21 protein-coding genes are annotated in these 20,293 nt (G+C 68.3%); 10 read left to right on the top strand and 11 right to left on the bottom strand.

Annotated elements, in window-relative coordinates; translation table 11 throughout:
• The first annotated feature begins 39 nt into the window (after positions 1-39).
• Positions 40-1,407 (top strand): MFS transporter, encoded by a 1,368-nt coding sequence (locus tag ACLJRM_RS18970; protein WP_410663789.1) that lies wholly within the window; start codon positions 40-42, stop codon positions 1,405-1,407.
• A 48-nt stretch (positions 1,408-1,455) separates the two neighbouring features.
• Here ACLJRM_RS18970 and ACLJRM_RS18965 read toward each other — a convergent pair whose 3' ends face one another.
• A complete protein-coding gene (locus ACLJRM_RS18965; RefSeq protein WP_101607798.1) occupies positions 1,456-1,746 on the bottom strand; it encodes a hypothetical protein in 291 nt (96 codons plus the stop codon).
• 36 nt (positions 1,747-1,782) lie between these two features.
• Positions 1,783-2,049, bottom strand: a complete 267-nt coding sequence (locus ACLJRM_RS18960) for a hypothetical protein (RefSeq protein WP_101607799.1) — start codon at positions 2,047-2,049, stop codon at positions 1,783-1,785.
• A 154-nt stretch (positions 2,050-2,203) separates the two neighbouring features.
• On the opposite strand from ACLJRM_RS18960, the gene ACLJRM_RS18955 reads away from it, so the two are divergent.
• The 3 genes from ACLJRM_RS18955 to ACLJRM_RS18945 are packed head-to-tail and all read left to right on the top strand — an operon-like array spanning position 2,204 to position 4,209.
• On the top strand, positions 2,204-2,629 hold the full coding sequence (locus tag ACLJRM_RS18955; RefSeq protein WP_168214320.1) for a helix-turn-helix domain-containing protein: 426 nt from the start codon (positions 2,204-2,206) through the stop codon (positions 2,627-2,629).
• A gap of 57 nt (positions 2,630-2,686) precedes the next feature.
• The gene (locus tag ACLJRM_RS18950) at positions 2,687-3,115 is read left to right on the top strand and encodes an ImmA/IrrE family metallo-endopeptidase (protein ID WP_233223273.1); all 429 of its coding nucleotides are present in this window, start codon (positions 2,687-2,689) and stop codon (positions 3,113-3,115) included.
• A complete protein-coding gene (locus ACLJRM_RS18945; protein ID WP_410663788.1) occupies positions 3,112-4,209 on the top strand; it encodes an MAB_1171c family putative transporter in 1,098 nt (365 codons plus the stop codon). Before ACLJRM_RS18950 ends, ACLJRM_RS18945 begins: the two co-directional genes overlap by 4 nt.
• On the opposite strand, the gene ACLJRM_RS18940 is transcribed toward ACLJRM_RS18945, so the two are convergent.
• Both ACLJRM_RS18940 and ACLJRM_RS18935 read right to left on the bottom strand, forming a co-directional pair.
• Positions 4,133-5,344 carry a DUF418 domain-containing protein gene (locus ACLJRM_RS18940; RefSeq protein ID WP_410663872.1) on the bottom strand — a complete coding sequence of 404 codons (1,212 nt, stop codon included), beginning with the start codon at positions 5,342-5,344 and terminating at the stop codon, positions 4,133-4,135. The two genes, ACLJRM_RS18945 and ACLJRM_RS18940, sit on opposite strands and share 77 nt — an antisense overlap.
• Before the next feature lie 468 nt (positions 5,345-5,812).
• Positions 5,813-6,793, bottom strand: coding sequence for an FG-GAP repeat domain-containing protein (locus ACLJRM_RS18935; protein ID WP_410663787.1), 981 nt, complete (start codon positions 6,791-6,793; stop codon positions 5,813-5,815).
• A 104-nt stretch (positions 6,794-6,897) separates the two neighbouring features.
• Here ACLJRM_RS18935 and ACLJRM_RS18930 point away from each other — a divergent pair, with 104 nt between their 5' ends.
• Positions 6,898-7,284 (top strand): VOC family protein, encoded by a 387-nt coding sequence (locus tag ACLJRM_RS18930; protein WP_101607803.1) that lies wholly within the window; start codon positions 6,898-6,900, stop codon positions 7,282-7,284.
• 150 nt (positions 7,285-7,434) lie between these two features.
• Complete coding sequence (locus ACLJRM_RS18925; protein WP_410663786.1) at positions 7,435-7,851, top strand: hypothetical protein; 417 nt, start codon at positions 7,435-7,437, stop codon at positions 7,849-7,851.
• Between the two features lie 64 nt (positions 7,852-7,915).
• Here the strand turns inward: ACLJRM_RS18925 and ACLJRM_RS18920 are convergent, their stop codons facing one another.
• Positions 7,916-8,281: a hypothetical protein gene (locus ACLJRM_RS18920; RefSeq protein ID WP_410663785.1), complete on the bottom strand. Its 366-nt coding sequence runs from the start codon at positions 8,279-8,281 to the stop codon at positions 7,916-7,918.
• 442 nt (positions 8,282-8,723) lie between these two features.
• On the opposite strand from ACLJRM_RS18920, the gene ACLJRM_RS18915 reads away from it, so the two are divergent.
• Together ACLJRM_RS18915 and ACLJRM_RS18910 are read left to right on the top strand one after the other, a co-directional pair.
• Complete coding sequence (locus ACLJRM_RS18915) at positions 8,724-9,965, top strand: acetyl-CoA carboxylase biotin carboxylase subunit family protein (RefSeq protein WP_101607806.1); 1,242 nt, start codon at positions 8,724-8,726, stop codon at positions 9,963-9,965.
• A gap of 39 nt (positions 9,966-10,004) precedes the next feature.
• A complete protein-coding gene (locus tag ACLJRM_RS18910) occupies positions 10,005-12,050 on the top strand; it encodes a hypothetical protein (RefSeq protein ID WP_410663784.1) in 2,046 nt (681 codons plus the stop codon).
• 31 nt (positions 12,051-12,081) lie between these two features.
• On the opposite strand, the gene ACLJRM_RS18905 is transcribed toward ACLJRM_RS18910, so the two are convergent.
• From ACLJRM_RS18905 to ACLJRM_RS18880, 6 genes are all read right to left on the bottom strand, one after another.
• Positions 12,082-12,765 (bottom strand): choice-of-anchor P family protein, encoded by a 684-nt coding sequence (locus tag ACLJRM_RS18905; protein WP_233223265.1) that lies wholly within the window; start codon positions 12,763-12,765, stop codon positions 12,082-12,084.
• Between the two features lie 27 nt (positions 12,766-12,792).
• Positions 12,793-13,611: a L,D-transpeptidase family protein gene (locus ACLJRM_RS18900; protein ID WP_101607809.1), complete on the bottom strand. Its 819-nt coding sequence runs from the start codon at positions 13,609-13,611 to the stop codon at positions 12,793-12,795.
• A 777-nt stretch (positions 13,612-14,388) separates the two neighbouring features.
• Entirely contained in the window at positions 14,389-14,877 is a 489-nt protein-coding gene (locus ACLJRM_RS18895) for an HIT family protein (protein ID WP_410663783.1), read from the bottom strand.
• A complete protein-coding gene (locus ACLJRM_RS18890) occupies positions 14,874-16,262 on the bottom strand; it encodes a hypothetical protein (RefSeq protein WP_410663782.1) in 1,389 nt (462 codons plus the stop codon). Before ACLJRM_RS18890 ends, ACLJRM_RS18895 begins: the two co-directional genes overlap by 4 nt.
• A gap of 20 nt (positions 16,263-16,282) precedes the next feature.
• Positions 16,283-16,933: a response regulator gene (locus ACLJRM_RS18885; RefSeq protein WP_410663781.1), complete on the bottom strand. Its 651-nt coding sequence runs from the start codon at positions 16,931-16,933 to the stop codon at positions 16,283-16,285.
• Positions 16,930-18,012: a sensor histidine kinase gene (locus ACLJRM_RS18880; protein WP_410663780.1), complete on the bottom strand. Its 1,083-nt coding sequence runs from the start codon at positions 18,010-18,012 to the stop codon at positions 16,930-16,932. The genes ACLJRM_RS18885 and ACLJRM_RS18880 overlap by 4 nt, the downstream gene beginning before the upstream one ends.
• Positions 18,013-18,100: 88 nt before the next feature.
• Here ACLJRM_RS18880 and ACLJRM_RS18875 point away from each other — a divergent pair, with 88 nt between their 5' ends.
• Entirely contained in the window at positions 18,101-19,567 is a 1,467-nt protein-coding gene (locus tag ACLJRM_RS18875) for an alpha/beta hydrolase (protein ID WP_410663779.1), read from the top strand.
• A gap of 239 nt (positions 19,568-19,806) precedes the next feature.
• Positions 19,807-20,256, top strand: coding sequence for a DUF6294 family protein (locus ACLJRM_RS18870; RefSeq protein WP_410663778.1), 450 nt, complete (start codon positions 19,807-19,809; stop codon positions 20,254-20,256).
• The last annotated feature ends 37 nt before the right edge of the window (positions 20,257-20,293 follow it).

Here is a 20,293-nt window from a genome sequence, read left to right as displayed (position 1 = left end):
CTTGACTTTCACATCTATGTGAGACATTAGCGTCGCGGTATGTCCGACCGACAACTCCGAATCTCCGCGGGGCCCCGTGAGTGGCTCGGCCTCGCCGTGCTGGTGCTGCCGACCGCGTTGCTGTCCATGGACGCCACGGTCCTGTACCTGGCGCTTCCCAGTCTCGCCGCCGATCTGGACCCGAGCCCGGGCCAGCTGTTGTGGATCTCCGACGCCTACGGCTTCCTGGTCGCGGGTTTCCTCGTCACCATGGGCACGCTGGGCGACCGCGTCGGCAGGCGCCGACTACTGCTGATCGGTGCCGCGGTCTTCCTGGTCATTTCGGTACTGGCGGCCTACGCGCCGTCTGCCGAGCTGCTCATCGTCGCCCGCGGGCTGCTCGGGATCGCCGGCGCGACTCTCATGCCGTCCACCCTCGCGCTGATCGGGAGCATGTTCCGTGATCCGCGCCAGCGGGGAGCCGCCATCGGGCTCTGGTCCGCGGGTCTGTCGGCGGGAGTGGCGCTCGGCCCGGTGGCAGGCGGGCTGCTGCTCGAATGGTTCTGGTGGGGTTCGGTGTTCCTGCTCGCCGTCCCGGTGATGATCCTGCTCCTGATCACCGGCCCGCTCCTGCTGCCGGAACAGCGTGACACCGAACTCGGGAAACTGGACCTGGCGAGTGTGGCCTTGTCCCTGGCGGCCGTGTTGCCGATCGTCTACGGCATCAAGCACCTCGCCGAAGGCGGGTCGGCACTGCCGGGTGCGATCGCACTGCTGCTCGGTGGTGGTGCCGGGATCGTGTTCCTGCGACGGCAGCGGCAGCTGAGCCTCCCGCTGATCGACCTCCGGCTGTTCGCCGCGCGGCCGTTCCGCAACGCGCTGTTGATCCTGCTCGCCGCGCTCGCCTGCGTCGCCGGGGTCTATCTTTTCGCCGCGCTCTATCTCCAGCAGGTGACCGGGCTGTCACCCCTCGAGGCCGGTCTGTGGCTGGTGCCCTCCGCGGCGGCGATGGTGCTCACCTCGGTCGCGGCACCCGCAGTGGTTCGCCGGATGCCGGTTCACCGGTTGCTCGCGTGGTCGCTGGCGGTGTCGGCGGCCGGCTTCTTCGTCTTGGCCTGGACTCCGGAAGAACAGGGGGTTGCGCCACTGGTCGCCGGACTCGTGCTGATCTACCTCGGTCTGGGGCCGGTGATGGCGCTGAGCACGGACATCGTGGTCAGCGCGGCGCCGCCCGAGCGGGCCGGTGCGGCGTCGGCGTTGTCGGAGACCAGTGTGGAATTCGGGCTGGCGCTCGGAGTGGCGGTGCTCGGCAGCATCGGCACCTTCGTGCAGCGCGGGCACGGCTTCACGCCGGGACTCGTCGTGGTCGCGGCGATCGGGGTGGTGGTGTTCCTCGGCCTCGCGGTCCTCGCCGGCCGACGGGCTTGAGCGCCCGGCTCGGCCCGGAGTGGTCTCCGGGCCGAGCCGTCTCGCGAGCTACTTCGTGCAGTGGATCCCGGCTTCACCGCGGTACATCACGAAACTGATCTTCACCGAGTACAGGTGGATGGTCACGCACTGATCGGGCGTGTACCCGTAAACCGACGCGTGATCGTAGGCCTGCTGCAGCGCCGTTCGCTTGGCCGACGCCGAGGTCTTCTCGACGGTCGTCCCGAGGAACGCACGGGTCTCCTGGACACTCTCCGAGGCGCTCGCCACCGTCGGCGCGAGTGTCATGAGTCCTGCGAGGACCGCGGCCCCCGCGCCACGGGCGATCATTCTGGTCATACTTCCCTCTCCTTGGGTTCTTCGGCGAGTGCTGCGTCAGCGCTGGCAGTAGAGCCAGACGGTCGCGCTGTAGTAGCTCGTGTGGGACCGGACGTCGGCACTGCGCCGGTAACACTGCGAGTCCAGCCAGCCCGTGTTGCGCGCGAAGGTGCGGGCGACGCGTTCCGCCGACGTGATGGCGTCCGACGGATACGGGCCGATGCCGGTGGCGTAGAAGTCCCCGGTCTCCACGGCGAGAGCCGGCGGCGCCGACACGGTCACCGCGGCCACCGCCAGGGCCGCTGCGATCAGCAATTTCTTCATGAGAACTCCCCCTCCAGGTCGTCAGCCAACATTGACCGACACCCCTCAGTCATTCATCTCAGCTAACGTGAGAGACGTTATGGGAGCTTCTTGACGGTTGTCAATCCCAGATGAACAGACAACCGGGTAGCGTTCATCTCAGCTAATGGAGGTGATGATGACCGAACCACGGGCAACGACGCTCACCGAACGGATCGACCGCCTCTTCCAGGTGGTCCGACGGCCCAACGGTGAGCAGTACAGTCACGAGGAGGTGGCGCGAGCCTGCCGGGAGAGCACCGGGGAGTCGTTCTCCGCCGCCTATCTCTGGCAACTGCGGACAGGCCGCAGGGACAACCCGACCAAACGGCACCTCGAAGCGCTCGCGGGGTTCTTCCAGGTGCCGCCCGCGTACTTCTTCGACGACGAGCAGGGGAGAGCTCTTGCCGAAGAGGTCGAGTTGCTGGGAGCTTTGCGCAACGTCGCAGTACGGAACCTGGCGTTGCGTGCGGTGACGTTGTCCGAGGAGGGGCTCGGCACCGTGGCCGATATCGTCGAGGCGATCAAGCTGCGGGAGTCCAGGCGCAACCAGGGGGAGTAGCCAATGTTCGGCAGGAAGAGTGCGCTCTGGCGCAGATGTGAGCGGATCGCGTCCGCTGTGCGACTACCGGATCCGTTCGAGGTCACCACGTTGTTCGGTGAGGTCGCCGCGATGCGGGGGCGGCCCATCGAACTGGTGGCGCTCCAGGCTCGGCCGGGAGCGCCGTGCGGGGTGCTCGCGGCCACCGATCGAGCGGACTACGTCTTCTACACGCAGGACACGTCCCCCTTGCACCAGGTGCACATCCTGCTGCACGAACTCGGTCATCTGCTGTGCGGGCACGTCGAAGGCGAGGTGCTGCCGGAGACGGTGGCCGCGCTGATCACGCCCAGTCTGTCGGTGGACCTGGTCCGCAGGGTGCTCGGCCGCACGACGTACGCGCAGGAGCAGGAGAAAGAGGCCGAACTCGTCGCGTCGTTGCTCATGCGCCGCGCCGTGGGCGCCGGGCCCGGATCCGATCGGCTGCGCCACGCTCTCGGCTCGTGATCAGCTACCTGTCCGCCGGGCTGCTGGCGCTGATCGGCCTCGCCCGGCTGGTGACGGTCCGCACCGGGCCGAAGCATCTGGTCACGTTCTTCCTCAGCATGGCGGCAGGCCTCGCCGTCTCCGCCGAGACCACGGTCCGGTTGCTCGGCGACGAGCTGCTCCCGCGGCTGGTCACCAACGCGCTGCAACTGCTCGCGATGCGCGCGCTGGTGCAACTGGTCCGCAGTACCCGGTCGCCGGAGAAGCCGACACCGTTCTGGCCGATCGTGCTGTGCTGGGCCGTGATGGTCCTGTGTTACCTGGACATCGCGCCACATCGGCTCGAGGTGGGCACACCCGAATTCCAATGGCGCTTGAGCGTCGTGGTCTATCAGGTGGTCCTCACGACGTACGGGGTCACGTGCCTGGCGATGTTCACCCGCACCCTGGCCCGCAGCGCCGCGGGCCGTCCACGAGGGACGTTCCGGACAGGGCTGCGGATCCTCGTCTGCGCCGCGGTCGCGACCATCGGATGGGTGCTGTTCTCCGGGCTTCCGTCGCTGTGGCTGGAGATCACCGACCTCGCGGACCTCGATTTCATGCCGCGCGCCCGCCTTCTCGGACTCTGCGCGATGGTGCTGTGGGTTCTCGGCGGACTGTTCACCACCTGGGACGGTGCTCTCCGCCTGGTGCGTGCGTGGCAAGGGATCCGGGCGGTCACACCGCTGTGGAAGGAGCTCGTCGCCGCTCACCCGCAGATCGCCCTGCCCGTGCGCCACGACATCGAGTTCAAGCTGTACCGCAGGCTGATCGAAATCCGTGATGGCGTCTTGGCGTTGCGGGCACACGTCCCGCCGCACCTCGGGGACTGGCTGCGCACCCCGGTCGACGAACCCACGCGCGCCGCCGCCGAAGTCGCGGCGGCGCTGGTGATGCGTGAGGCCGGCCGGAGCTGGCCACACCATCCGGCGGGCGCGGACGAGGCGCAGCCCAGCATGCGGGAGGAAAGCGCCTGGCTGAGCGCGGTGTCGTCCGCGTTCACGCACTCCCTCGTCGTGAGGGAGGTGCGGGAACGCGCGGTGGCGTCCGCCGCGGGGCGTAGAGACGATGCATGAGCAGTTCGAGGGGGCCACGGTCGAAACGCCGAAGCCACAAGAGAGCGAACGCGACGTTCACCAATCCGACGAAGGTCCAGAGGCCGACGATCCACCACGGACGGGCATCCGCGAAACGCTCGGCGAGCCCGAGTCCCCAGCCATAGCACAGGAAACCGGCAAGCAGGTTCTGGAGTACGTAACAGGAGAGAGCCGTTCGGCCGACCGCGATCAGTCCACTTCGGACAGATCCCGGCTTCTCACGCATCCGAAGTGAGAGATGGGTGACCAAGGCGAGCAGGCCCAGGGCGACGAGTGGTGGCAACAGGTACCTGTCGACGAGCAACCAGTCCGGCCCGCTGAAACCGGTCAGCACGTTCAGCGGCAAGCCGACGGCGAAGCCCAGCACGAGCAGTCGCGCACGAAGCTGTGCGCCCTTCTCGGTGTCTTCGAAGACACCGGCCCTCCGCAGCCGGGAACCGAGCAGGAACAGGACGACGGCGGAGGGCACGATCAGGATGGTCTCCGCCCGCAACATCAGGAACTCGTTGAAGCGGACGGCGACCTGCGCGGGCCAGCTGGCCGTCGTGGCGGGGTCGACCGGGGCCGCCTCGCCGGAAACGCCCGGTCCGGCCACGAGCAACGCTGTCGCGGCGAGGATCAGCGTGGTGTACACGCCACCCACCACGACGACGACGTTGCGGACGACCCGATCGCTCCGGCCGACGAGGTACGCGACGAGCAGCGACGTGAGCCCGTAGGCCATGAGCACGTCGCCTTCGAAAACGAGCAGGTAGTGCGCGACCCCTTCCATGAACAGAATTCCCGCCCGGAGTGGATACCTGCCAGGCCAGGAGACACCGCGCCTCCGCGCGGACTGATACTGCAACTCGAGGCCCACGCCGAACAGGATCGTGAGCAGCGCGAGGAACTTGCCGTTGCTGAGCGTACGAAGTCCGATTTCGACGTGCTCCGCGACGCCGTTCGCGGTCCCGACGAAATCCTGGAAGAAGCCCGCGGGCCCGCCGGGATGCGCGAAAAGAAACACGTTCGTCCCGAAGGTGCCGAGGATCGCCACCCCCCGGAGTAAATCGAGAGAAGAAATCCGCCCACTACGGGATTGCTGCGCGGCGGTGGCCGCTGTCCGGTGGATCATGTCGTCGAGCGTGCCACCGCCCGCAACGGGCATCGTCCGTCGTTGGGACGATCTTGCCCTGGTCACTTGGTAGCAGTCCGGTCGTTCGTCGCCTTCGCTACCGGGTTCGGCCGAGTGATCCTTCGTGTGGGGTCGAAACCCGTTTGAGGGAAGGGCTATTCTGTCGCGCTCGCGTCCTGGCCTTTCGGGGCCACGGGGAGTGATCCGGTCACGAACCGTAGATCGTGTGCTGCCGACTGGTCCGACCGACTGTCATCCTTTCGATGCTCGGTCGTGTCGATCCAAGGGACTACAGGAAAAACGGAAGAGGTCGGGTTGGTCGGGAGCGCCGGCCCCGCCCACGATGACTTACTCCTCAATATGTGTGCGGCGTGATGAGACGGCTCTACTGCTCCGTTCGGTGACCGCCCGAGCGGCGTGGAGCCGAAGTCACCCCCACGCCGCCGGAAAGAGCCACATCCGGTTCACCTATTGCGAGCGCAACACCCAGACGTCGTTGGCGTTCACCGCGACGAGGTCCGCGTCGCCATCCCCGTCCACATCGGCAGTGAGGGTTTCCTTCGTGCCGAAGAAGGAACCCGCGTACCACGGTTCCGGCGAGGAATAGCCGGTACCGGTGGAGCGCATCACCTGGACGTCGTTGTCGTTGATCGCGATGAGGTCCGCGTCGCCGTCGGCGTCGATGTCCGCGGTGAGGGTCTTCTTGCTGCCGTGGAAAGAAGTCGTCGACCACGACACCGGGGTGTCGAACCAGCGGTTCGCGGTGCCGGCCACCACTCTCGTGCCGGCGAGGTCGACGAGGATGAGGTCGGCCTTGCCGTCACCGGTCGCGTCCGCCGCCAGTGTCGCCTTCTCGCCGCGGATGGGCGGTGCCCACGCCGTGAGCGGCAGTGTCGTGGTGCCGTCCGACCTCGCCGCCAGGGTGGCCACGTCGAACAGGCCGATCACGTCGGTGTCGCCGTCGCCGTCCAGATCCGCTGCCAGGTTCCCGTAGTCGCCCGCGATGGTGTTGTTCAACCACTGCGAGGGTGTTCCGAAGCGTTCCACGCCGTAGTAGTCGACGATCGACCTCGCCACGAAGATGCCGCGGGGTGTCGAGGCCGTGGGCCGCCGGACCGCGATGGCGTCGGCGCGGCCGTCGTTGTCCATGTCGCCGACGAAGTTGGCGTTGCCGTTGAAGCCGCTGCTCAGGAAGTTGCCCGCACCCCAGTTCTGCTGCGGCTGGAAGCCGGAACCGTTCGAGCGCAGCACGTAACACCCGTACAGGTAGGTGTTGTAGCTGACCAGGTCGTCCTTGCCGTCTCCGTTGACGTCCCCCGCCATGACCGCGACCTGCGCCGTGAACGGTCCGGCCGACCACTGTTCCGGTACGGCGGAGGTCGCCGCCGCCGGCGGAGCGAGGGTCAGGGTAAGCAGACCGGCTACACCGGCCATCACCAAAGCACGCATCACGTCCCCTTCGTGTCGGCTTGCAGTACTCAAGTCGCGATGAACCGGGAACCGTTACGAGCGGGGCTTGACCTCAAGCAAACTTGAGATTTTATCGTGCTTTCATGACAGTGCAGCTGAACCACACCATCATCAACGCCACCGACCGGGCCGCGACGGCGGGTTTCCTGGTCTCGATCCTCGGGCTGCCCGAGCCCGCCGAGTTCGGCCCGTTCCTGGTCGTCCAGACCGGCAACGGGGTCTCGCTCGACGTCATGCAGAGCACCGAGGAGTTCTCCAGGCAGCATTACGCGTTCTTGGTCGAGGAGGCCGAGTTCGACACGATCTTCGGGCGGATCCGCGCCGGAGGTCTGCCGTACTGGGCGGGGCCGGGGCACCGCGGCGCCGGAGAGATCAACTCCAATGACGGCGGCCGGGGCGTGTACTTCGACGACCCCGACGGTCACGCGCTGGAGATTCTCACCCGGCCGTACGGATCCGATGAACACTGAATGAACAGCGCGTGGTTTCGATCTCGTCCTGCGCCGCTGAACTCGGGCTTTGCCAGTCGGAGCAACACCGGAAGCGCCACCGGTGGTACCTCCGCGACCGCATGATCCACTACCTTCGGTCGCACCTGAAGCCTGACAGCTGGAGCCGTCATGCCGACTCTGACCACCGTGGCCTGCTGGACGATCACCGCGTCGGACGACCTCGCGTGCGTCACCCACGCCGCTGTCGGCGAGTACTGGGCGCCGCGGGTGTGGAACGGACACGGGCTCGCGATAGCCGGGGCCGATCTCGCCGGTTTCGAGAAGGTGCTCGGCGAGGTGATGAAGCTGCCGGTCTACTGGCTGGCGCGGACCCGGTGCGGGAACATCGGAGCCGGGGACGCCGCGATCTGGTCGGAGCCGAGATGCGACCCGGACGACGAGTTCGTCTACCTCTCGGGTCCCTGCCGGGCCGATGGGCCGACGGCGGGGTATCGGCAGGTCTCGACGTTCGCCATAGACCTGGTCCACCTGCGCGGCCTGCGGATCAGGATCGCCGCGTACCGGGCGGCGTCGGCCACCTGCTGACGCCGGGGTCGAACCTGGCCGGGAAGGGGCGCTCGAAGGTGGCACCCCTCCCCGGCTCACCGGGTCAGTGGTCCCAGCGAATACCGATCCGCCAGTTGACCGGGTACTGCAGCTCGCCGACGGTCAGCGTGTAGTAGCTGGCAGGCAGCACGCAGGATTCCGTCTTCGCCGGCGCGTGGATGTAACCGCCGCCCGAGCAGTTGCCGATCGTCCACTTGAACCAGTGGTCAGGCGAGCCGGGTGCGGCGGTCGCTTCGAGGTCCACGTGGATGGTCCCGCCGGGGAAGAATCCCGACGCGAGCGAGCAGCTTGTCGCCGTAAAACACTCTTTCGGTCCAGCGCCGCCGGCGGCGCTGGCCACACCGGCCCCGGTGATCGCGGTGCCCAGTACCGTTCCGGCCACGATCGCGGCCGCTCCGATCTTCTTCACTATGACTCCCCAGTCAGATGTTCCGTTCGCTCGACGGCGAACTGCCGGAGACCCTACTCGACGGGATGAGCCGGCGTGATCCGGTCCGAGAATTCGCAGGCGAGGCGGCCGCGACGGGGACTCTGTGGTGTTCGTGCCGGCGCCATCGACACTTTCGTCCTCGCCACGTCGACGGCAAGATCTTCGTCAACCCGGCAGGTCGTTCCCGTTGACACATCTCGGAAAAGCGGTTCGACCGATTGTCCATTTTGGATCGATCGACGATGACGTCGGTCACACTCGCGGAGGGAACCCCTATGAGTAAAGAAAAGACGGCCCCATCGCGACCTCGGTCCGCCAGGCAGCCTGCGATCCATTCAGCGGGTGGTGTCACTCTCCAGGTACGGTTGGTCGGCTCATGCTTTCCGAGGAGTTGCCGACGCCGACACGGAGGAACGGTCCTATGACGCGACCCGAACCGGCCACGAAGAATCCAGACAAAGGGTACGTGGCTCTTTTAGGGTGGAGCCTGAACGCCGTGGAGGCGCTCGACCGGTTCGATCGGCGGTACGTCGTCGTGGCGCCGGACTGGGCCGAGAAGTACTGCGTGGAACACGACATTCCCTACCTGTCATGGAATTTCGAGCGGCTCAACGACCGTTCGCTGGAGATCGCCGAGACGCTGCAGCGTGAAGGCGTCGACGTCGCGATCCCGCTGTTCGAGGAAACCGTGGAGTGGGCCGGGGCGATCAACTCCGTGTTGATGGACAACCCGCGCCTGTTCGGCCAGGCCATGCTGCTGCGGGACAAGTCCCTGATGAAGCGCAGGGCGCAGCTCGGCGGGATCCGGGTCGGGATCTTCGAGGAGGCCCACGACCGCGACGACGTGATCCGCTTCCTCAAGCGCGTCAACCAGACGCTGCTCAAGCTCGACGGCGATCCGAACGACCCGATCCACCTCAAGGCCTTCGACAAGGCCGGCTGTCTCGGGCACCGCATCGTCCGCACTCCCGACGACGTCGACGCGATCCCGGAGGAGGAGTTCCCGGTACTGATGGAGTCGCACCTCGACGGCTGGGAGTTCGCCGTCGAGGCGTGGATCCACAACGGGAAGATCAAGTTCCTGAACATCTCCGAGTACGTGACCCTGGGTTACTCGGTGTTCGTGCCCGCGACTCCCGAGCTGGAGCGCTACCGGCCGCAGATCACCGCGCAGATCGAGAAGCTGATCAAGACCTTCGACATCGAGTTCGGCTTCGTGCACCCGGAGTACTTCGTCACGAACGACGGTGAGATGTACTTCGGCGAGGTCGCCTACCGGCCGCCGGGTTTCAAGGTGTTCGAGCTGCTCGAACGCGCCTACGGTTTCAACGCCTACCAGGGGCTCGCGCTGGCATTCGACCCGAAGACGACCGAGGAAGAGATCGATGCCTTCTTCCCGAAGGAGGTCGAAGACGCCGCCGGCGTCGCGGGCTGCTTCGGGGTCTACCCGCGTCGCCGGGTGGTCAGCGAACTGCGGATCCCGCCGGAGACCGAGGACCACGACTACTACGAGTCACACGACCTGTCGGCTCCGCTGGAGGAAACGGTGACCAAGCGGACCGCGTTCGGTACCCACTGGGGCCTGTTGTACTTCTTCGGCGAAGATTCCTATCAGATGCGCGAGCTGCTGAAGCAACAGGAAGAGTTCGACTTCTACGTCTGAGGGCGACCCCGGACCAGGAGACCGACCCGAGGGAAGCCTTTGAAACCGAACGGCGATGTTCCCGGCGCGGCCACCACGCTGGACAAGCGCGTGGCCTCGCTGGACGACGCGATCAGGACGATGGCCGAGACCCGCGACTTCGGCAAGCACACCAAGCTGCGGCGGATGCTGGAGGCGCTGCGGCGGGTGCTGGTGCAGCCTGGCGGTGCCGCGGCGGTCCAGGTCAGAGCGCGGGAGCTGGAGGAGGCGGGCCTGTTCCTGGGGACGGACTGGGCCACTCCGGAGATCCTGATCCCGGCGCTGGTCGGGCCGGGCCTGCACGCCGGGGACGCGGACACCGTGGTGATGGAGGCCTGCAGCGAGCTGCGCACGCTCGCCGTGGCCAGCGGCGACTACGCGCATCCGACGTTGTCCGCCGAGGACGCCCGCGAGTTCCTGTCCCAGGTGCTCGCGATGAATCTGGAACTGCTGTTCACCCCGCCCACCGAGGCCGAGCGGACCGGGCAGGGCCGGACCGCGCAGCTGATCAGGGACCTGTTCCGGCACGTCGCCGACGAGATCGGCTACGAAAGCGTCCTGGACAAGCTGGTCGAGGAGATCTGGCGGATCCTGCGCCAGCGCCCGATCCAGGTCGACCAGGTGCAGTCGCTGATCACCCGGATCGCGGTCTACCGGGGGGATCCGGAGGTCGACCTCGGCAACGCTTCCGGACAAGGCGTCGATCGGCTGATCAGCGCCCTGTTCGGCACCACGGAGGCCTGCCGGGAGGACCCGGGCATCGCGGTCTTCCGGTCCCGGCTGGAGGCGATGGACGACGGTGGCCTGCAGTACGAGGCGACCGGATTCGCCAGGGCGATGCACGACACCGGGCTGGTCTCGCCGTACCACGCCGAGCTGCTGCGGTTCCTGCGGCACAAGAGCGACTATCTGCTCGGGGAGGCGCTCGGCCTGTCCGACGTCGGCCGCAACAGCCTGCTGCGCCACCGCGACCTGATCCACCGGCTGATCGAGGTGGCGGTGCACACCCAGACCGCGCAGTGCGTCTACGGGCTGGCGCTGCTGCTCGACCGCGGCATCCTCCACTCGCCGCCGATGGTGCCCGCGCTGTGGCGTCAGCTCGGGCTCGAGCTGTCCGAGCCCGCGCGCGAGCGGCTGACGACGGTTTTCGGCGACGAGCCAGGGCCCGAGGCGCGGCTGCTCGCGGGCGTGCTGTCGATGCTGGGGCTGCCGCTGGGCGTCGGCCAGGGCGACAACCCGACCTGCCAGTCGGCCCGCGCGCTGTCGATGTGGGCGTACAACGACCCGGACTATCTGCTGCAGATCGTGGTCTGGGCCGCGCGGGACGACGAGGTCGTCATGCACTTCGAAGGCCAGCGGATCTCCTCGAACGACAGCGCCGGGGGCCTCGCGAGCACCCCGCCGTCGGACTTGGACCCGGTTTCGCTGCTCGTGGTGCCGCACCTGGACCGGATCTACGCCGAGATGGGGCGCCGCTGCCTCGGCAGGCCCGGCGATCCGCACCGCTGGGTCAATCCCGAGTTCCACGGCTGGTGGACCGCGCGCGGGTTCCGGATCAACGTCGACGTCGAGACCGGGAACCTGATCGAGCTCGACACCTTCCTGCGGCAGTTCCACGCGAGCTACCACCCGGCCTACAACGGGGGGCAGCCGCTGATCCACCCGCAGCCCGCCGGGGTCGCCGTCACCGACAGCGCCGCCCGCTACGTCGGCTGGCACGCGATCACGATCCTGCGGGTCGCCGCCGATCCGCACGAGGTCACCCGGGTGTACTTCTACAACCCGAACAACGACAGCGGGCAGGACTGGGGTGACGGTGTCGTGGTCTCGACCGCGGGCAACGGTGAGCGGTTCGGTGAAGCCTCGCTGCCGTTCGACCAGTTCGCGTCGCGGCTCTACATCTTCCACACCGACCCGCTCGAACACGGGGAGCAGGAGAAGGTGCCTCCCGAGGACATCACGCGGATCGTCGACTACATCGAACGAAGCTGGGGAGCGAACCGGTTGCCCGCACGCGGACTCCAGGCGGCGAAGGCGCCTCAGGAGCAAAGCCCGCCAACGGAGTGAACCGTTGGCGGGCTTCGAGGTGCGCCGGACGTTAGCCGGTGACGTCGAGATGCGCGGAAACCGGAGTGGGCTTGGGTGCCTTCCCGCCAGGCCGGGGCTTTTCCGCGGGCTTCGTCGGTTTCGGGGTGGCGCCCGGGGCCTTGGCACAGGTGGACGACGCGATGTCGAGAGTCTGTGTCTTGCCGAGGATCCTGGCCGACACGGCGGTCACGGTAAGCGTGCCGTCCGCGTTCTCGGTCTGCTTGTTCACCACCAGTTCGAGCAGCGACGCCAGCGGGACGGTGGTGTTCGGCGGGACCTGGTCGAGCTGGATCGCCTTGCCACCGGCCTTCAGATTCGCGATCGACACCGACCCCTTGCCGTCACGGCATTCGGACTTGATCACCTCGGCGCTGAGCCCGGGCAGGGCGACGCCGGCGGGCAGCACCCCGAGGTTCAGCGAGAGACCGGCGACACTCGATTTCGCGTGCCCCGGCGTCACTTCGGCGTTCAGCGCCCGAGCGCTGATCAGTGCCGGGCCGGGGTTCGGCAGCGCCACCGAGGCGAGCGATTCCTTGCCCGGCCCGGAAACGGCGGGTGTGCGGGGAATCTTGACGAGACCGGACGCGGCGAGGGCGTACGCGGACTCGGCGGGGGCGGCCGTGGCGGGGGTGGCGGCGAAGACCAGACAGGCCGCCACCGTGCAGGCGAGCACGCCGGTTGTACGTGGGGACAAGGAAATTACCTCCATGGTTTCGGGGTTTCAGGCGATCTGCACGACGGTGCCGAGCGGCAACTCCACGAGGCGGTCGAGCGCCTCGCGGGTGACCCGGATGCAGCCGTCGCTGGTTGCTTTGCCGACGAAGCTCTCGTCCGGCCAGGTGTGCAGGCCGACCGTGCCGGGCCCGCCACCGAAGGTCTCGTGTGAATCGGAATGGTTGCTCAGCGGCAGCACGATCGGGCTGTAGGTGTTCACGCTCTCCTTGATGGAGGCGAGGATGAACGCGCGGCCGGTGGGCGTGGGGTGCTCGGCCCTGCCGGTACCGATGGTCCACGAGCCGGTCGGCTTGCCCGCTTCGAGGATTTCCAGGCGGAATTTGCCGAGATCGACCGTGACCTGGAAGTCGTTGTGCGCCGATTCGACGGTTTCGGGCGTGGCGTGCAGCCAGCCTGTCGCGCCGTTGGGCCGCACGGGAAGCAGTACCTGCGCCCAGTCGCCCTGGCGGGCGATCACCGGAACCCAGGTCGGCGAGCCGATCTGAGTCTCCGGCAGCCGGGCGATCGGTTCCGCGCCCGGGGCTCGGTAGACCGCCACGTCCGTGGTCGGGTGCAGCACTTCACCCCCGGCGGGGAGTGCGGCGGCCGGGTCGGCGGGTGCCGAGTCCAGCTCGCCGAAGGTGTTCGCTTCGGGCAGTGCGGCCAGTGCCTCGGGCGACGGCGACAGCGTGGCGACGGGGGCCGCTGCCGCACCGCCTGTCGTGGTACCGCAGCCGGACAGCGGCAGCACCACCAGCACCAAGGCGAAGAGCGCATGAACCGCACGAGGGCGTGCGCCACCGCAAGAGGTCTGCTGTTGGGTCATTCAGTGCCTGTCCTTGCGCAGAGTTATCCGCAACGGGATGTGAATCCGGAATGGACATCTCTAACAGCAAGGCACTGCGTTAATCAATGAAAACGATAAGTGATCAGATCGGATCTGCCTGGTGTTTTGCGGAGTTTCCGCAGGTCAGGTGCCTCTGGATAGTTCACTCGATCAGGGTGGGAATGCGAATTCGGTAACGCTGAGCCAAACCTACTCTGCGTGGCTTTCGCTGCGTCCTTCCGGAGGGTGACGCTGAAATGCTCGGCCTCGATGATCACGCGGAGTGTTCGTAATCGAGTTTGTCGGTTCAACGGTGGTAGATGCCGCTGATCCGGCGTTGCCACCAAGGCCGATCGGGCGGTCCGGCGGGATCGGGCAGGGTCTTTCGGCGTATCTCCTCGTCGAAAGGGCGGATGAGAGCGAGCAGGGCAGTACGGCTTCGCGACGGAAGTGCTCGGAGCGCCAGGTCCAGGGTTTCGCGTGCCAGGGGCTCGCAGCATGGACAGCCGAGAGTCCAGTGTGCTCGGTACTGGTGGGCGACGCGGGCATAGCGCTGCAACTCGCGGAACGCGGTCGCGATGTCCCCTGGCCGGAGCCAGGTCGCCTCGACACGGTGAATGTCCGCCAGTACCCAGCGTGGCAACCCGGGTACGACGGAGAACTGCCGGAGGCGCGGGTGAACTGGAAGGTGCGCGCGGACAGCGGCGGGCGGTCTACGCGCCACGACCCTTTCCGGTTTTCGTCATGCCCGGATCATGCCACGGCCGCGCCGCGTGGTCAGGCGGCCATGCGTTCGCCGAGGCGTCGGGCGAGTTCGGCGATCTCGTCCTCCGGGATGTCGAGGTGGCCTCGTTCCGGAGCGAAGATTGCCGTCTGCTGCTGGTCGTAGGGCACGCCGGGTGGCAGTGGCGCGAGGTGCCAGTGGACGTGCCGGTTGGCTTGCTGGCTGCCGAGGGACAGCACGTAGAGGCGTTCGGTGGGGAGCAGGTCGGTGAGTGCGCGGCCCGCGCGATGCACGATCGCTTGGAGGCCGAGGTATTCGTCGGTGGTGAAGTCGGCGATGGCGTGTTCGCGGTGTTCGACCGGAGCGACGAGGAAGTGCCCGAGCACGGAGGGAAAGCGGCTGGCGAAGACGACGGCGTGGTCGTCGCGGTGGGCGATGTGGTGCGGATAGTCGGGGTTGCCGGCGAGCAGTTCGCAGACGAAGCAAGCACGTCGGGCGAGGTCGAGGTAGGCGTCGGGCTGCCAGGGCACACGTGTGGTCACCGGGGATGGATCGCCGCGCGCTCGGCGACGAACTCGAACCGGGGCGGCAGCGCCTTCCTGATGTCGTCGGCCGTCGCGTCGAGGAGATGCACCGGCAGCGGGCCGGTCATCCGGCCGTCGCGGTCGAACGCGTCCTGTTCGGCGGGCCAGGTCCAGAACCAGCCGAGCGGGAAGTCCAGTGTGGCCGCGAGCTCGCGGGTACGGTCCGGGTCGGTGCGCAGCGTGGTGGGCTGGCTGCCGAGCTGCCAGTGGTCCGCCACGAGCTCCCGCAGCCGTGCACGATCACCGGCGATCACCGGCGCGTCCCCGTCGGCAGGCCAGTAGGCGCTGAACGGCCGAGGTCCGAGCTCGCGAACGGCGTCGAGCCGGTCCTCGAGATGCTCGTAGCCGCCGAGCGAGTCGACGACGGAAACCGCCAGCCCGCGCCAGAAGAGTGGGATTCGCTCGTCGCTCGCGAGGTCCAGCAGCCGGGCCGGAGCGATGTCGCGGTGGACACCGCCGTGCACCCGCGTCGCGAGCAGCCCGGCCACCTCCTCCAAGGTGGACTGGAGGTGTTCCCGCCGGAGCCATGACGCCACCGCGGCGACCGCCTCCTCGATGTCCTGCGCACGCCACAGTCGTGCCGCGGTGACCGCGAGCGCGTCGTCCGCGTCGGTGTCCAGGTCCGCGACGGGCCTCCCGAGAGCGGCGGCGACCAGCGGATGGGCGGCGTGCGGTGTCAGGAGTCCTGCCAGCGCCTCGGGGGCGGCTTGCCTCACCGAGGTGATCCACAGCCACGTGTCCGCCGGATCCTCGTCATCGGGCCCCGCCCAGGCCGCGAGGCGCCCGGCCACCAGGTCGCGGGTGAGCACACCCAGGTCGCACGCCAACGCGAACGCGTCGTCGGCGACGTCACCACTCCCGTCCGCGACCGCGAGCAGCCAGTCCCGCTCGTCGCCGGTGACGTCCTGGCCGGCGGCGACGGCGCGCACCAGCCGCCGGACCGCGGGGCCGGTGGCGCGCCGGTCGCCGGCCGCCGGGAGCGGGAAGGGCTTGGTCACCACGAACGCCTGCTCCGCGCCCATGTCCAGCAAAGTGAAAGGCTCCGGCGCGGTGGCCAGCCGTCGTGCCACGTCCTCGTGCGCTCCGTGCCAGTGCACCAGGAGATCGTCCACCAGCTCACCTTTGCCCGTGAACGCCCGCTGGTGGGACTGCCAGTGCCAGAACGCGTACGGGGTCGTCGCGGACATGGCCCGGTCCGCCAGTTCCGCGACCGCGTCATCTCGGCCGTCGGACTGCGTGAACCGGCCCCGCGAAGGCGGGGCGAGCGTGAGGAAGCACGCGTCGTCGAGGGTGGCGAACCACTTCTTCAGTACGGTGAGGTCGCTCGCGGGGCGTTTGGCCATGACCCAGTATTTCCTGGGGCTCAGTCGTCCCAGGTGACCACTCCGTACTTGTGCGCCTGGATCACCGCCTGCACCCGGGTCGCGACCCCGAGCTTCGCCAGGAGCCGCTCGACGTGGATCTTCACCGTGCCCACGGCGATGCCGAATTCCGAGGCGATCTCGGCGTTGGCCAGCCCGCGTGCGAGACCGCGCAGTACCTCGGTCTCGCGCGGGGTCAGCAGCGCCAGTTCCGGTGGCGCGGGGCGCGGTGAGGTGCGGGCGAAGCGAGTCACCAGTCGCCGCGTCACCTGCGGGTCGATCAGTCCTTGGCCGCGGTGGGCGAGCCTCACCGCGTCGACGAACAATTCGGGCGCGCTGTCCTTCAGGACGAACCCGACCGCGCCGGCCTGCAGGGCGCCGAAGAGGTACTCGTCGAGATCGAACGTGGTCACCGCGATGACCGCGAGCCCGGGATCCAGCCCGCTCAGTCTTCTGATCGCCTCGATACCGTCCAATCCGGGCATGCGGATGTCGGTGAACACCACGTCGGGCCGGCGTCGCCGCGCGAGCGCGAGCAGATCGGCACCGTCCACTGCCGCACCGACGACCTCGATGTCCGGTTCGCCGGAGAGCAGGAGCCGCATCCCTTCCCGGGCTGCTTCCTGATCGTCGGCGACGACGACCCTGATCACGATCCACTTCCCGCACAGGGAATCGTCGCCCGGACCCGCCAGCCACAGCCGTCTCGCGGACCGGCGCTCAGGGTGCCACCGAGTGCTGCCGCCCGTTCCCGCATACCGCGGATCCCGTTGCCCTCCAGTGGCTTCCCGCCACGTTCGCCGTCGTCGTCCACGGTGATCACCACTTCGCCGTCTCGCGAGCGGACCGTCACCCCGGCCCGGCGAACCGAGGCATGGCGGGCGACATTGCTGAGCGCCTCCTCGACGATCCGGTACGCGGCCGCCTGCACCGGGCGCGGAGGATCGTGGCCGCCGAGGTCCAGCACGATGTCCGCGCGCAGCACTTCCCGCATCCCGGTGACGAGACCGTCCAAATCGGACAGAGAGTGGGCGCCGTCCTCCCGCAGGACGTCCACCAGCGACCGCACCTGCCCCAAGGCTTCGCCCGCCAGGTCGGCGATGGCCCCGAGCGCCGGGACGGCGTCGATGCCCGCCTTGCGGCTTCCCAGCGCCCGCAAGCGGATCGCGCTCAACTGGTGCCCGACCAGATCGTGCACTTCTCTGGCGACGCGGTTCCTTTCGCGCGCCCGAGCGCGCCCGGCCTCCGATTCGACGAGCCGCCGCATGGCGTCCGCCCGGTCCGCGTGCAGGCGCAGGGCATAACCGAGGCTGACCGGCAGCACCGCGAGCCCGGCGGAGGTGAGCACACCGGACGGCACGATGGGCACATCGCGTAGCGCGGCCACCGCGATCATCCAGGCGGTGGCCGCGAGGACGAGCACGATCCGGTGGCGTCGCAGGTGGTACGCGGCCGAGAACACCGCCGCCATCGCCGCCCACGGCGAAGCGGGGGAACCGCCCCACAGCGAGCCGAGGGTCACCGCGCCGGTGGCCGCCACCGAGGACAAGGGCAGGGAACGCCGCCAGAGCAGCGGCACGCAGGCCGCGACAGTCCACAGGAGAACGTCCACGGCGATCGCCGCGCCGTCGAGCGCTGGCAGGCCGAGCGAGACGCACAGGACGCCGAGGGCGATCAGGACGTCCTGTGCGAGCGGTGGAAAGGCTCGCCACCTGACGGCGACCGTGTTCATGGGCCTCCCGTTCTATGCCGTGCGGCAGATGCGTCGTCCGTGCTCGCGGTGCCACGGTGAGGCGGCGACCCAAGGAGGATCTTCTCGGATGACAAGTCGAAGGTACGGCGCCGTGATCGTGGCCGTGATGCTGGCGTTGGCGACGGCTCCGGCGTCGGCCGCCCCGCACCCGTCGCTGAACTGGCAGGACTGCGGCAACGGCGCACAGTGCGCGGTGCTGAGGGTTCCGGTGGACTGGAGGGATCCCGGCGGGCCGTCCACCGGTATCGACGTCGTGCGGGTGACGGCGAAGGATCCGGCTCGCCGCACCGGCACGGTGGTGGCCAACCTCGGCGCCGGGAACAGCACGGCGACCATCGTCGGACCGAGACCCGTGCCGCTCCAGACCTGGCTCGACGAACTCACCGAGCGGCTGGACGTCGTCGTCTTCGATCCCCGCGGTCTCGGGCGGAGCGCCGGCGGCACGCAGATCGTGTGCCCGCGTCCGCCTGCCTCGATCCTCGGGTTGGTCCGGCATCAGGACGAAGCGGGTTGGCAGGCCCAGGTCCGGGAGAACGCCGCCTACGACGCCGGGTGCCGTCAAGCGGCGGGCCCGGTGTTCGCCGGGCTCGACTCCTGGCAGACCGCGCACGATCTCGACGCGATCCGGGCCGCGCTCGGCGAGGCGAGGTTGCGGTACTTCGGCAATTCCTACGGCACCACCTACGGCCAGGCCTACGCCGAACTGTTCGGTGACCGGCTGGAGCGGCTCTACCTCGACGGCGTCGCCGACCACACCCGGCCCCGGCTGGCTGACTGGCTGGCCGACTACGCGCTCACCCAGGAACGGCAGCTCCTGCGCTTTCGGGACTGGTGTGCCCGCGCGGCGTCCTGTGCCCTGCACGGCAGGGACGCCGCGAACGCGTGGGACGAAATCGTCGCGACGGCCCAGCGCGCGCCAGTTCCGGCGCCCGGAGCGGGACCTGGTCGCGTCGTCACGGCGGGGGACCTGTTCGCCGGCGCGCTCGTCGGTATGACTCCGCCGCGATGGCCCGCACTGGCCCAGGCCGTCGCGGAAGCGGTCACCGGTGACGCGAGCGACTTCCTCACCGTTCTCCGATTCCCGCCCGACGGGCCGACGGGGTCCGTGCAGAACGCGATCCTGTGCCACGACTTCATGCCCCAGACGCCCGACTACCGCGAGTTCCTCCGCATCGAGCGCAGGCTCAAGGCCCTCGCACCGCGCTTCGGCTGGATCGAAGGCCGCTTCGAACTCGGCCGCTGCGCGGGTGTTCCCGGTGATCCGGCGTATCCGCCGCGTCCGCTGTCGGCGCCCAAGGCACCTGCCGCGCTGGTGACGATCGGCGAACTGGACAACAACACCGCCAACCTCGGAGCGGCGCACGTCGCCGGGCAGCTTCCCCGGGCGAGCACGGTCTGGCACGGGGACGGGCACGCCGCCTACCTGCTGGGCAACCGGTGCCTCCGGAAGCTGGGCAACGCGTACCTTTTCGATGGCACGCTGCCGGCGCCCGGTACGTTCTGCCCCGGCGAACTTGCTCCGCCGGTCGATTGATTTCCTTGTCGGGTTTCGTCGGATAACCGACACAGGATTTCGCACAGTGCGACACGCGCCGCTCTCCCGGTGCGAGAGGCAACGCCGTCGCCGATTGCCTTGCCGTTCAGCGGTTCCGCACTATCGGCGTCCCCTGTGGCCGCGCGTAAGTGATCGCTTCGGCGACCTCCGGAAAGTTAGCGTCGACTTCCGGTCTTTCGCGATCGGCAGGAATTCGACCACCACCGGAGAGAGACATCATGATGACAAAAACGCGCCGCATGGCGACCATTTTGACAATTCTCGTACTGGGGATCGGCAGTGTCTTCGCCGCACCCGCGTCGGCCGGAAGCGCGTCGTCCACCACCGCGCAGGCCACGTGCACCGGTTCGAGTTCGTGCTGGTTCACCTGGGGCCGCATCACGGCGGGGGACTGCACGCTGGACGGTGCGAAATGGACGCTGTTCCCGAACGGCAGTGCCTCGTTCGAGGCGAGGCTCGTCAGCAGCGACAGCAACGACGCCTGGCTGATGTGGGTGAACCTGCTGGACAGTGCCGGTGTCGTGCTGGGACCCATCCATCACGGCGGTAACCCGAAGTTCGTCAAGGGCACGGTCAAGAACCAATGGCACTGGTGGTTCGACGCCGGGTCGTTCGACGCCCGGTTCTACGACCGGATCAACGGTATGCGGATGACCAGCCACTGCTAGCCGCCCGGGCGTGTGTGGTCTGCCGGACCACGCACGC

The organism is Amycolatopsis sp. lyj-84 (assembly GCF_046549075.1).
In the GTDB taxonomy this organism is placed as follows: Bacteria; Actinomycetota; Actinomycetes; order Mycobacteriales; family Pseudonocardiaceae; genus Amycolatopsis.
Note: the sequence above shows the minus strand (reverse complement) of the source record. Positions and strands in the feature narration are given on the sequence as shown.